Origin of the sequence: Rhizobium sp. BR 315 (assembly GCF_050577975.1) — a bacterium.
In the GTDB taxonomy this organism is placed as follows: Bacteria; Pseudomonadota; Alphaproteobacteria; order Rhizobiales; family Rhizobiaceae; genus Rhizobium; species Rhizobium miluonense.
Genome location: NZ_JARWKZ010000057.1, coordinates 19,749 through 33,691 on the forward strand (window position 1 = coordinate 19,749; position 13,943 = coordinate 33,691).

Sequence of the window (13,943 nt, forward strand, 5' to 3'; positions counted from 1 at the left end):
ACCTCAATATCGTGTTAGGCTTCCCGTAGTGGGATCAAACCTAAAGATGTTTCCACCGCTAGGAAGTTCGTTTATCAACTGCTCAAGGGCTTCATTGACCACGGTTTTAGGACCCACAACCAAATTATATGGCAATCCCTCTTCAGTAGCATAGTTCATTTGCGCGGCTAACTGGTCTGTTTTTGTGACAGTTGTTGCATTGTAGAACTTCGACTCGAGAACACCGCTGCCGATTTTTCCGAGATTTCCCAGCCCATCTGGAATGGTATAGGCCGTTGTCCCATCGTCCAATGTGCCGAGGACCTTAAGAGTGTTCTTGTCGATGCCGAGAGCGTCGAGGAGCTGGGTTTCGAAGACAATCCCCTGCTTTTGCGGGTCGATGCGGGTTACGGCAGCTCCATTGAACTCGAAGTAATTGCCGTTGCTATAGAAAACAGGATTGTTGTTGCTTGTCTGCCCGACCGGGGAGTATGTCGCTCCCGTCGAGCTGCGTAGGCTCCCGTCAACGGTCGGTGTGTAGGTGCAGGAGTTGTGGACCCACACCGGCTGGGCATCATCATTGCCAGCCTGCTTGACGAAATAGGTGTGGAAACCGGCAACCGTGAGATTGTAGGCATCAAGCGGCTTGGTCTCGACGCGAACACCGACGACATCGGTCCAGCTCGCATCCGCACCCATCAATCTGTAGCCAGGCTTCAGATCACGCGCAGCAACCCAAGCGCCATTGACGATCGGACCTTGGTATTGACGCCCTTCTGGCAATGCGGCCGGCTGAATGGCCCCCTCCGGTACGATTGCAAAGAAGGGATGCGTTAGCGTGGCGGTAATAGTCTGCGGATGCCCGCCGCTTTCAGAACGCAAAGTGACATAGACGGTTTCAGCATGCCTGTTGAGCATCTGATGCAGGACAAGCTTATAGCCCTCCTGTCCGTGCTCATCTCGCGACCAGACCTTGGTCTTGCCGGGTTGAATATCGCGGATAGCGGTGAAGCCATCTATGGTCTTGACCAGCGTCGAGCCTTCGAAGGAGCAGCCGACGATACAAGTGGTACCTGAGCAGCTTACCCCCTTAAGCTCCAAAGCAGCATTGTCGATCTGAGAAGCGCCGATATCCGCGTCCGCGACGACACCTTGGAGTGCGCGCGACGCGCTGTTTGCACCACCAAGCTTGCTGGCATTGACAGCAAAGCTGTAAACGGTCTGACCGCCTACCGTCCCAACAGTCACGACCAGGATGCCGGCATCGACATAGGCTTGATACTTCGCGGCGTCGGCCGCTGAATAGCCCTGGTTCTGAAGCGCCAATTCCAGGATCGACTTGGCTGCCTCTCCGGTGATTGCCTGTTGTGCATCGCCGTAGAGGTGATTAGCTGCGCCCGCCGCGCCCAGAAGACCTAGTGCGCAGGCGACCCCGCCAGTGCCGCCACACACTGCCGCTCCGCCAACAACTCCTGCCGCATCAAGGAAAGCTGCGATGCCGCCCTTGCTTTTGGAAATATCCGTCGCAGCGTCGGCAAGCGCCTGATCGGGTGTAATCGACCCATTGAGGACACCTGCAAGGTGATCTGCCAAAATGCCGTCATAGCTGAATGCAGATTGCATGACGGCATAAGCGCCGGCCTGCTGTGCCACGGGGAGGCCGGCATCGCTGTCGTTTGCCACCGCTTTCTGGAACTCGAGAAGCTGCCTGATCCCCTCCTGACAAGCCGCCGACGCCGTACTGCCACTGCAATTTGCGATCAGATTCTTCGTATTGTTCTGTGACAGTGTCAGATAATACGCGTTCTTCTGATAGAGCGCGGTGATGTCGTTGGTGCTGCATCCCTGGCTGTCAGGCGCCGCCTGGCACTTTGCGATTGCAGCGGCAATATCCTTGGCTTCCTTCAGCTGCTCATGTGCCAGGAAGTTATAGTTGAACGCATCAAGCGAGGCAGCAGCTCCCGCATTGCCGCCAATAGCGGTCCCGACCAATGCTGCTGCCCATTGCTGGATGGCAATACGCTCAGGCGCAGTTAGAGCGGGGTTTGCCTTCAGGGCGTCCGCAAGTATGCCATTGACCAATTCCTCTGCGGCCGCCGCGGCCGCTGCCTGCCCGGGGTTGCTGCCGGCAACTTGCGCAATCACGGCCGCTGCCGCCGCATGCAAGGCTACTTTGAGCGGGCTCCCTTCGGGAAGCTGAAGCTTCTGGGCGAGATCGCCGATTGCCATATTCGCAAGCTGCGATAGCGCCGCCGCACTCTGTTGTTGCGCTTTCAGCTTGTCGATATCGAACGGATCGACCTGAGTATTCGCCTTGGAGGCATCAGTGTTAAGTCCAGACAGGTCCTGCTGCTGGTTCGTCAGGTTCCAATTGCCGGGCGTGATCGTCGCCAGCGTCGCGCCGCTGTCGCTCTGCTTGGCCGGTTGACTGACAACCGGGACGGGAATGCCAGCGCCGATTAGGCTGAAGCCGGTGCTCGTCGAAGAGGCCGACATCGAATTTCCGATGTCGGAATAAAGGATCTGGTTGGCGGCCAAGTCATTGTTTTTGGGGTCGGCGGTCGAGCCGATGAAGCCGCCCTTCAGATCAATCGTGCCATCCGTGTTGACGTGATAGCCACCCGAACCAGCGAAGATGCCGCTCTGTTGCGAGACGTTCGCGTAGTCGCCAGTGATCGTGCCTTGGTTATAACCGCCACTGATACCTCCTGAACTGATGCCGAGCTGGGCGCTCTTCGACTTCTCGTCATAGGAAGCCGTGTCCTGGCGGCTTTCGATCACGATGCCGTTGGCGGCGGTGGCGTTGACCGTCTTGCCGGAGAGCACACCACCGGCCAGCGTCAGCGTGTCACCAGCGACGACTGTGACCGTATTGGTGCCGCTGACGTTGGAATTGACCTGCGTGACCGAGCTTGCCACCTGCTTGCCGGAACCGTAGGCCGCGTTCGCCGTGGGGCCGGCGTCAAAGATGTTGCCGCTGGCATCGATGCTCGCGCCTATGCCGATGCTGGCACTGCCGGACTTGCTGCTGCTCTTGCTGTCGCTGGTGGCCTGCACGCTTTCGAGATCGACATTGCCCGCCGCCGAAATCAGCACATTGCCATTGTTGGGATCATCGGAGGTCGTCGATGCCTTGCCATCTTTGCCCATTCCCGCGCTGATCTGCACGCCGCGGCCGACGACGTCACCGGATTGGGCGATGATGGTCACCGAGCTACCGCGAATCTCGGGCGGAACCGGGATCGAGGTCGTCGACTGCTGCGAGCTTTCGCTGAAGCTATAGCCTGCCGTCAGGGAAATCCCGGCGACCGCTGGCTTGAGGCCGGTAACGGGATCCGGTTTGGCGTTGATGGCAGCCATGGTCGACGTGATCGCGTTATAACCGTTGACCCCAGCCAGGACCGCAGGCGCGATTCCGTAGATGCCGTTATCCCCGGATAGCAAACTACCCGCCTGCATCGCCTGCTGGCCGGCTGAGATCAGCGATGACTGAACCGTTAGGCTGACACCGGCAAAGCTCTTCTTCTGCATCTCCGAGGCGTTGGTGACGTCGTTGCTCGAGAGCATGTTGACGTTGTCACCTGCGATCAGGCTGATCGGGCCGTTGGCGAGAATCTTGCCGGACTGATCGTTGATGTTGCGGTTGGCGGCAATGGTGATGCTACCATCGGACTCCAACGTGCTGACCGCATTGATATTGGCATCCTTCGAGCGCTGCTCCTCCGACTTGGCAACGCCAATGCCGATCGACAGGCTGCCGTTACCAGAGGAGAAGTTGATGCCGAAGCCGGAGCGCTTGGTCTGGCTGGAGGACGACTGCTCCTCAGCACCCGGTGCGATGTTGACGTCGCGTGCCGACGAGATCACCGTGCCGTCGCCGGAATGTGAGGACGAGCCGAAGATGTTGACGTCGCCCTGGGTGGACGTGATCGTCGTGGTGCCGCCAGACGAAAGCGTCGAGCCGATGTTGTCGGTCGAGCTCTGGCTGCTCTTCGAATCTTTCGACCCATAGATCGAGATGAAGCCGCCGCCGGAACCGACGCCGATGCCGGATTTCTTGACCTGCTTGTCGCTCTCATGCTCCTCTTCGGCACCCATGACAGTGACGGTCGAACCGGAAAGGCTGAGATTGTTGCCGGCGGCAATGCTGGAACCGGAGACGACGGTCTCATTGCCGGCGGCGACATTGACGTTGCCAGATGCCGAGACGGACGAGCCGATGGTATCCTCGTCGTAAGTATGCGTATGGGTCTTCGAGGACGACAGGAAGCCGCTCTTCTTGCTGTCGGAGGTGGTCTCGTCTGTATCCTTGCCGGAAGCGATGACGATGTTGCCGGCCGCCTGGAGATTGGCGTTGGCTGTATGCGTTGCATCGCCAGCGGCCACATCGGAGGCCGAGATCGTGACGTTGCCACCCGTCGAGGCGATACTGACGCCCGTCTGGCCCGAGATCGACGAACCTTGAGCCGTCGTTGTCGCGTCGGTTGACTTTTTCGAGCCCGACTTGCTGGACGATGATGCGCTATCGGTTGCTTCACCAATGGTGACGTCGCCCTTGGCGATGACGTTGGCGGCGCCCCCCTTGGCAGTAACATCCGAGCCGATGACACTGATGTTTCCGCCGTCGGCCTGCACCGTCACATTGCCGTTCTGCGAGGTAATCGAAGAGGCATTGCTCGTAACAGCGGTCGAGGACGACTGGCCACCCTTGTAGCCGTTGCCAGCACCCGCAATCGTCTTCGACTGGCTCGTGGTCTGATCCTGCGAGGCTGTGATTGCGATATTACCATTCGTCGAGACAATCCCGAGATTGCCGCCGGCGTCCAGCGACGAGCCGCCGATCAGCACGCCCTGATTACCCGACACCAGCATGGCGCCGCCGGCGATGAGCGACGAGCCCTGCTGGATCTGGCTGGTTGTGGTCGTGATCGTGCCGCCCTGAGAGAGATTCAGGCGATCCTTGCTGAGAACGGTATTGTCGACGCCGGCGGAGATGATGTTGACCGAACCATTCGAGGCGAGAACGGATAGGTCACCGCCGACCTTGGCAGAGCTGGCGATGATGTTGACGCCGTTGGTGCCGGCGATGCTGAGATTGCCGCCCGTCGTCACCGTGGTGCCGACCAGCGCCTGGACGCCACCATTATCCTGCTTGACGGCGCCCAGCGTTATGGTCTGGCCCGAGAGCTGCGCGCTGCCGCCGGCGGCCACCTTCGTGCCGCTGAGCGTCAGGCTGCCCGCGCCGGCATCCATTTTCAGGTTGCCGCCGGCCGTGACGCCGCCATTGGCTGTGACGACAGTCTGCCCGCCGATGTTCATCGTCTGGGCGGCGAGTGTTATGCCGTTCTCGGCATTGAGATTCATATTGCCGCCAGCAAGGAAGGCCCCGCCATTGGCCTTGATGCTGTTGGCATTGATGGTCATGCCATCGGCTGCGGCAATCGCACCGGAATTATTGACCGAGCCGGCATCGATGCTGACCGTGTTACCGGCGATCATCGCCGCGGACGTGGTTTTGGCGCGGTCTGCTGCCGAAAGATAGACGACCGGCACCAGCACCGGCGCGCCGTCGACAATCTCGGTCTGGTAGATCACCATCGACTGGGCCAGCGACGCGGCCTGCTCGGGCGTCAACGGCTGCCCGAGACCAAGGCCATGCGCCTCGGCGTAAGCGACGCCATTGTCGAGCAACGTCTTCATCTGATCGGTGGTATTATCGCCAGGAACGAAGGAACCGGCGCCGAGACCATTGCCGACCAGCTGGCGCATCTGCTCGTCGATGAGCTGGTTGTCGAAATAGGCGTCGCCGAGGAAGGGAACCTTAGTCTCAGGCGTGTAGCCGACCCGGTCTATGAAGTAGGCCGAGCCGTAGAACTTCGACACGTCGAGGAAGGCAGCGCGTGTTTCGAACAGGAAGACCTGCCCTGGGACAGTGCCGCCGACTCCGCCCGATTGCGGCTTGGCAAGCGAGGCGAGCTCAGCACCGTTCGTCTGCAGGATCTGAGTGAGATTGCCGCTATTGCCGATCGCGGTGGTGAGCTTGCCCATGAGACTGTTGGGATTGACCGAAGCACTACCAGCCGTCAGTGCGTTCGAACCGATCGAAGGTCCGCTGGCAGCGGTTAGACCATTGCCGCTGACCGAAGCACCGACCGCCCTCAGATTGTTGCCGCCGATTGTTGGACCAGAACCGATCGTCGGACCGTTTCCGGTAAGCGACGGGCCGCTATTCGCGTTGGCGCCACCATTGGCTGCTACGCTTGAAAGAGCCGCACTGACATTGAACAAAGCGCCGCCGGCGGTCATGCTGTTGAGTGCGCCCAGCGGGTTGTTTGCGGTCGCCGGCGCGTCGATCACAACGCCACCGTTGATCGAACCGTTGGACGCGATATTGTTGATCGCACCGCCGCCATTGATGATCTGGCTTCCGTGCGCCTGGATAACGCCTGAGATGGCGCCGACCACCTGTACGCCGACCGTGGTGCCAGGGTTCAGATCGCGCGAGGGATCGCGCGTGCCATTAGGATTCGGCGCATAGGTGAGCGCGGGGTCATTGCTGCCGATGCAGGGGCGATTGGGGCCGCTGCAATCCAGCCCGCCTTGTGTCGGGTCGGAGGAGACGACGTCTGGATAGTACTGGCATGGGGTGGAGCTGTCGCAGATCGTCTGGGTGACACGGTTCAACGTCGCGCCGTCATTGGTGAGCGTGCCTGCGACGGTGAGCAGCATATTGCCGTCGGACTTGATCGAGCTGTAGGAGTTCCACAAGTTGGTCGCATTGATAGTCAGGTCTCCGCCCGCACGGATCTGCGCGGAAGCGCCAGCCCCACTGATCAACTGATCCTGCGAAACGATCTGGCTGACCAGATGATCGATGGCTTGTATCCAGGTATATGTCGGGGGATCATGATCCCCCGAGCCGTTACAGCGGGTCTCGCAGCGGTAAGTCCTGGTGATCACGTCGTAGGCGCTGAGGATGGCGTTGGAGATCTGCACGTTGCGCTGGATTGCCGGAGCCGAGGTCGTAACGTTGCTCAGGCCGTTGGTCAGGATCGACATGGAGCCGCCGGACTGAATGAGACCGGCGGAATTGACGACGGCGCCGTTTCTCTGACCACCGCCCGGCCCAGCGATGGTAAGTCCATTGCCGGAAAGAATAGCACCCTGATCGTTGGTCAGCGTGCCGCCGACAAGGAGGTTGGCGTTGTTGCCGGCAAACACGAGGCCGGACGGGCTGTTGTAGAAGTCGCCCGATACGTTGAAGGTGAGATTGTTACCGGCGGCAAGCTGGCCGGCATTGCTGAGCGATGGCAGATTGAGCGTCAGATCGTGCGCGGCCAGCAGCGAGGTGCCGGCCGTCGTGGTAAGACCTGCCGCGGATATGCTGATATCGCCGGAACCGCCCGCATTGGTAACGGTACTGACCTCGGCATTGGACAGATCCGCGTTACCCGACAGATTGAGGGCCAGGCCCCCGAAGACAAGGTTACTGCCGGAGAGATTGGCGGAAGAGGCGTTGACGATCAGCGTGCCGCCGCCGGCCATCCGGCTGCCTCTGCTGCCGGAGAGATCGAGCGCACCGGTGTTGAGCGTCAGATTGCCGCCGACGCGGGTGGTGTTGGTATAGGCAATGGCGCCAGGGCTTGTGAGCGCGGCACTCCCCAGGCTTTGCAGGCTATTGTAGCTGATATTCTGTGTCGCCGTGGCGGTAAGGTTGCCGCCGGAAAGCAACGAGTTGGCGCTAACGCTGCCGTTGGAGGCGGCGAGTGTCATGGTGCCGGCGCGTCGCAGCATCAGGCTGCCATTGGATGACGCATTGGTGGCGGCAAAGTCGACACCCGAGACCAACGTGTCGATGGTGATCGACCGGGCGTTGAGGTTGACGTTGCCGTTACCGAGCGATTGGCCGGTGAGCGTGATCGCGTTACCGGCGCCAATGGTCAGGTCGCTATGGGCAACGGCATTGGTGCTGACATTGTTCGCCGCATTGGCGGTGATGGTCCCCGCAGCAAGCAGGCTGTTGAAAGAGATATCGCCGGCCGTCGCTGTAAGTGTCAAATCTCCAGTCTGACCAAGAATGACATCACCGGTTGCCGATTGGCCGGTTGCGGCAAAATCGACACCGGCCGCGATGACGTTGCCGCTGACGGCAGATCCGATGATCGAGACATTGCCGGCGCCCAGGAGTTGCCCGTTGATCTTGACCGCGCCAGGACTGGTGGACGAGCCGATCGCGACTGTGCCATGGCCCGTGATATTGCCGCCGGTAAAGGCACTTGCCGCCACATCGAGATTACCTGCGACGATCAACGTGCTGGCCGATGCACTTCCGGCATTGATGGTCAGGTCGCCGCTTGGTCCGAGAACGATGGCGCCGTTTGCTGAGCGCGCGGTGGCGGCGAAATCGACGCCGGTAACGGCTTGGCCCAGTTGGACGGTCGGGCCGGAGAGCAAGACATCTCCCGCACCGAGGAGCTGGCCGGTCACATTGACGCTGCTGCTGCCGGCAAGGGTAATGTCGCCATGCGCGGTCACAGCATTGGCCGCGATGGTGGCAGCATGCGCGTCGATATTGCCGGCCGACAGCATGGTCTGCGTGGTGATGCCAGCAGAAGCAGTCAGATTCATATCGCCGGCGGTTCCGAGCACTATGCCGCCGCCGCGGGCACTGGTGGCAGTGAAATCGACGCCCGAAATCAAGACGGGCGCATTGATGCTGCCGCCACTTATTGTGAGATTGCCCGCAGAAATCACCTGATTGGTGGCTGCGAGATTGCCGAAAATATCGACTTTGCCATGACTGGTAATGCTGGCAGCCGTCAGATTTGTGGCTCTTGCCACGAGATCGCCGGCAGAGAGGATCGTTCCAGCCGTGATATTGCCGGAGGCTGTCAGATTCATGGCTCCCGACGACGCCAGTACGATATTGCCGCCCGTGGCATTGGTGGCAGCAAAGTCGACGCCAGAGATCAAAGTGGGGGCGCTGATACTGCCGCCATTGAGCGTGAGATCACCGGCGGCGAGAACCTGGCTGGTGACATCGACATTGCCGACAACGCCGACTTTGCCATGGCTGGTGATGCTGTTTGCCTGCAGATTGGCAGCGTTCGCCGTGAAGTCACCGGCCGACAGGATCGTGCCGGCAGTGGCATTACCCGAGACGGTGAGGTCGGTCGCGCCGGACGGGCCGAGGACGATGTTGCCTCCTGCCCTGCTGGTTGCCGCGAAATCCACGCCGGAGACCAGAAGTCCGGCGTTGAGGCTGTTGGCGTTGATCGTGAGATCGCTGGCCGATAGCACTTGGCTACTKACGCCAAGGCGGCCGCTCGCCTTCAGGTCGGTCTCGCCATGGCTTGTGATGCTGCTKGCCGTCAGATCCATTGCCTGAGCGGTMAGATCACCGGCCGACAATAGCGTGCCAACGGTGAGGCCACCTGTCGAGGTCAGCGCGATATCGCCGCTCGCCGCCTGGACGATGTTGCCGTTGGCGGCACCTGTGGCGGCGAAATCGACACCGGAAACGATCGCCCCTGCCGTTATACTCGAGCCAGAAATCCCGATTTTACCACCGCCGAGAATCTGACCGGTGACGTTTGTGGCACCGGAAAGGACAATATCGTTATGACCAGTGACTGCTCCGGCGTTCACGGCAGCAGCGTTGACGTTGATGGCGCCAGCCGCCTGCATCGTCGATGCAGAGAACCCGCCGCTCAAACGAGCCGTTAGATCTCCGGAACTGCCAAGAACGATAGTGCCGCCGGAGGTATTTGTCGCTTCGAAGTCGATGCCGGAGACAACAGATTGTGCCGTCAGGCTCTGGCCAGTTATCAAGACATTGCCGGCGCCGAGGATTTGGCCGGTGACTGTCGTGGCACCATTCAGCGTAATAGCGCCATGGGCCGTGACGGCATCCGCGTTCACGGCTGCGCCACTGGCCGAAAGGCCTCCGGCCGAGAGCAGCGTGCCAGTGTCGATATTGCCGGCGGAGGCAAGCGTCAGATCGCCGCTGCTGGCAAGCACGATATTGCCGTTGGCGGTGGCAGTTCCGGCGAAATCCACGCCGGAAACGATCGCGCCGGCCTTGATGCCCGAGCCCGCGATGGCAACATCACCGCCACCGAGTATCTGGTTCGTAATCGCGACGCCGCCGGCTGCCGTGCCGGAAAGGGTGATATCCTTGTGGCCGGTGATCGAAGCTGCTGCGACGGACGTGCCGCTGACATCGATGGCGCCCGCTGCCTGTATGGTCGGCGCCGCAACGGCACCATTGACATTCACGGTCAGATCGCCGCTTTGCCCAAGGACGATATTGCCACTGGCGGCATTGGTGGCGTCGAAATTGATGCCGGAGACGATCGTTTGGGCGGACAAACTCTGGCCCGTGATCGATACGTTGCCGGACCCGAGAATCTGGCCGTTAACCGTCGTTGCGCCGTTGAGCGTGACATCGCCGTGACTCGTCACGCTATCGGCGTTGACGGTCGAGCCGGCGGCACTGAGATTGCCGGCAGAAAGCAACGTAGCGGCATTGATGTTGCCGGTCGAAGCAAGCGTCAGGTTGCCACTTGACGCCTGGATGATGTTTCCGTTGGCAGCAGCGGTCCTGGCGAAATCAACGCCGGAGACAATCGTGCCGGCCTTGATGCTCGGGCCGGAGATGCCGATAGCGCCGCCGCCAAGGATTTGACCGCTGACGGTGGTGGCGCCGGAAAGGGCGATGCCCTTGTGGCCCGTGACCGAATCCGCGGTGACGGACATACCGCTGATATCGATGTCACCTGCCGCCTGCATGGTTGGCGCCACCACGGTGCCATTGACCGACACGCTTAGGTCGCCAGACTGGCCAAGGGCGATATTGCCCCCTGCCCGGTTGGTTGCGTCGAAGTCGATGCCAGCGACGACCGTCTGGGCCGTCAGGCTCTGGCCGGTAATCGAGACGTTGCCAGACCCGAGGATCTGGTCCGTGACGCTGATCGCGCCCCCGAGCATCATGTCGCCATGGGCGGTCATGCTGTCCGCAGTGACAGCGACGCCAGTGGAGTTGAGATTGCCGGCAGACAGCAAGGTAACGGCATTGATGTTGCCGGATGAAGTTAGGTTCAGATTGCCACTGCCAGCCAACACGATGCTGCCATTGGCTGCAGCAGTCCTGGCGAAGTCGACGCCGGAGACGAGGGTCCCTGCCTTAATGCTCGAACCGGAAATAGAGACGTCACCACCTCCCAGTCCCTGGTTGGTAACAACCACGCCATCAACCGCGCCGGAAAGAGTGATATTCTTGTGGCCGGTGATCGTGTCGGCAGTGACGGCCTGGCCGGTGGCATTGATCGTACCAGCTGCAAACACGGTCCCGGCCTGGATGGCGCCAGCGCTGTCGTCGATGGTCAAATCGCCGCTGGTCGCCAGCACGATATTGCCGCCGGCCGCGTTGGTCGCAGCGAAGTCGACGCCAGAGGCGAGGAGACCGGCGCTGACGCCAGCGGCGTTACCGTTGATGGTGATATTGCCAGCGCTGAGCAATTGGTTTGCGACATTGACGCCGCCGGTGATACCGATGCTCCCATGGCTTGTGATGTTATTTGCCTGCAACAGGGCAGCCTGAGCAGTCAGGTCGCCGGCCGACAGCAGCTTATCGACAGCGATATTGCCCGCCGTCGCGGTCAAACCGAGCGTGCCGGCCGAGCCGAGGACAATGCCGCCGCCGTTCGCATTGGTGGCCGCAAAGTCGACGCCAGCGACAATGGCCCCAGCCGAGATAGCAGAACCTGAGATCAGAATATTGTTTGCGCCAAGAATCTGGCCGCTGACATTTGTGGTGGCATTAACGGTGAGCGCCCCGCGGGACGTGATGCCGCTTGATGTCAGCGACGCCGCGGTCACCGCCAGATCAGCGACTGACTGGATGCTGCCGGCGGTCGTATTGCCGGTGGCGCTGACGTTGAGCGCTCCGGCCGACAGCAGATTGCCGGTCGCGATATTGCCGCCGGTTGCCGTCAGGCTGAGATCACCCGCTGAGCCCGCGACAATCGCAGGCGATTGCGCTGAAAGCACGACATTGCCATTCGGATCGGCGCTGGTGGCGGCGAGATTGATGCCGGAGATGACTTTGCCGGCTGAGATCGACTGGCCGGCAACGTTGACATTGCCCTGCCCCTGCACATTGCCGGCAACAGCAATCCCGAGAGCGGCATTCAAGGCGATATTCTGGCTGCCCTGCAGCGAGGCGGCCGAGATCGAGCCGCTCGTCGCAGTCAGATTGAGGTCACCGATGCTATTGGCAGCACCGGCAATCGCGATATCGCCAGAGGTGGCGACAAGTGTTGCCACACCGTTGCCAGCCGTCACGCTTCCGACCGCAATCCCGCCGTCGGAGCTCATCTGTACGGTCGTACCGCTGTTGACATCGCCCGACACGCTCAAGAGACCAGCGCCACTCGCCAGAACAATGTCGCTAAGGGCTGCGACCGTCTGCAGGGTGACGCCCTGGTCAGCCCGGACCGCGAGTTTCTGTTGCGAGGTGACCTTGGCTGCCGTGACCTTCTGTTTCGAAGAGATGGTGACGCCATCCCGACCGGACGCATTGCCGATCGAGATCTTGCCATCGGCCGACAGCGACAGCTCGCCGGCATTGGCGGCCATGTCGGCGCTCATTTTAACGCCGGCGCCTTTTTCCGTGACGACGACCTTGATGCGGTCGGCTTGCATGGCGCCCAGCGCCGTGCCGTCGATCGCATATTCCGGCGTGCCTGACGTTGCCGTCAGCGCCGTGGAGTCGCCCGTGGCATAATCATATTTGCTGGCGCCGCCCGTCAGTCGCACGGTCTTGCCATAGATCGGCCCATTGACATGAATGTTGCGGGCAACGACGTCAAACAGATCGACCGAGCCGGGAGCAGCCGCAAAGTTCCCCCCTGCCCCTTCGAAGGTAACGTCGCCACCATTGACGGTGAAGCCGGTCAGGCTACCGTCGGCGCCGATATTGGGAACACCGGTGGTCAGGGTAGCATGCGGCGTGTTGATGAAGCCGCAGCCATTGCATGTCAGTCCATTAGGGTTCGCTACTATAACATCAGCTCTGCCACCAAACACTTCGGTGGGACCATTCAGCGCCGAACGATTGCCGCTGGTCACCTCATTCAAAATCACCGAAGCCGGGTTCGAGGCATTGAGGTTCGGATTGCCGGGTGTCACCCCGCCGAGGTTCGAGGTACCTTGATTGCCCTTGAAGTTGTTGAGGATCAGGCCCTGGGTGCCGACGTTGAAGTCGTTGTATTTATTATATGACAGGCCAGCGCCGTTCGGMGTGACGATATCCACGAGCGGAACACCGTTCGGCGCAGCGCCGACAGTTGGCTGATTGGCGGCGGGTGCCGTCGTGCTTGCCGATACCGACTGAGCATTGGCAATCGCCGGCTGCAGAAACAGGAGGGCGCTGAGGGTAACGGCCAACGACTGGCGTCCGAGGCGCACGAGCCSATGAATGGCGTTGCCAGAAKYCTGCCTTGGATATTTGCCCATGTTACGCTCTCGCCCTTTTGAGGCCGGGCTATGTCCGCGGATCCCGCAGGAACATCTAGCCTACTTCTCGCCTCGTCCAGGCCGCGTCATGCGGCACATATTGATGATTTTTCTTGATAGACTTGGTGGCGGACGTCAATTGCTACACGGATATGGAGAGCAAACTTGGGGCAGTTCGCGCAAGTTTGGTAAAGTGTGTGTGAATTTTACACCAATGCCTATAGGTAGAGCAGGGGAGAACACGCATCACGGATAGTTTCCGGATGCCTTGTCGCAGATGCTTCAGGTCTTGCGGCGCGAGGAAGGCGGACGTACCACGACGCGATGTTCGAGCACAAAACCAGGCTCTTGCTCGCGCAGCACGCCGGACAGACGACAGAAATGCCCGCAGGCATCGCAACGGCACTGGCGGTCACCGCTATCCGCCGCAAAGCCGCGATAATGCA

The 13,943-nt window shown here is 60.7% G+C and carries 1 protein-coding gene; it reads right to left on the bottom strand.

Annotated features, from left to right (window positions below; translation table 11 throughout):
- Positions 1–3: 3 nt before the first annotated feature.
- Complete coding sequence (locus QD409_RS30525; protein WP_430764523.1) at positions 4–13,497, bottom strand: hemagglutinin repeat-containing protein; 13,494 nt, start codon at positions 13,495–13,497, stop codon at positions 4–6.
- Positions 13,498–13,943 lie beyond the last annotated feature (446 nt).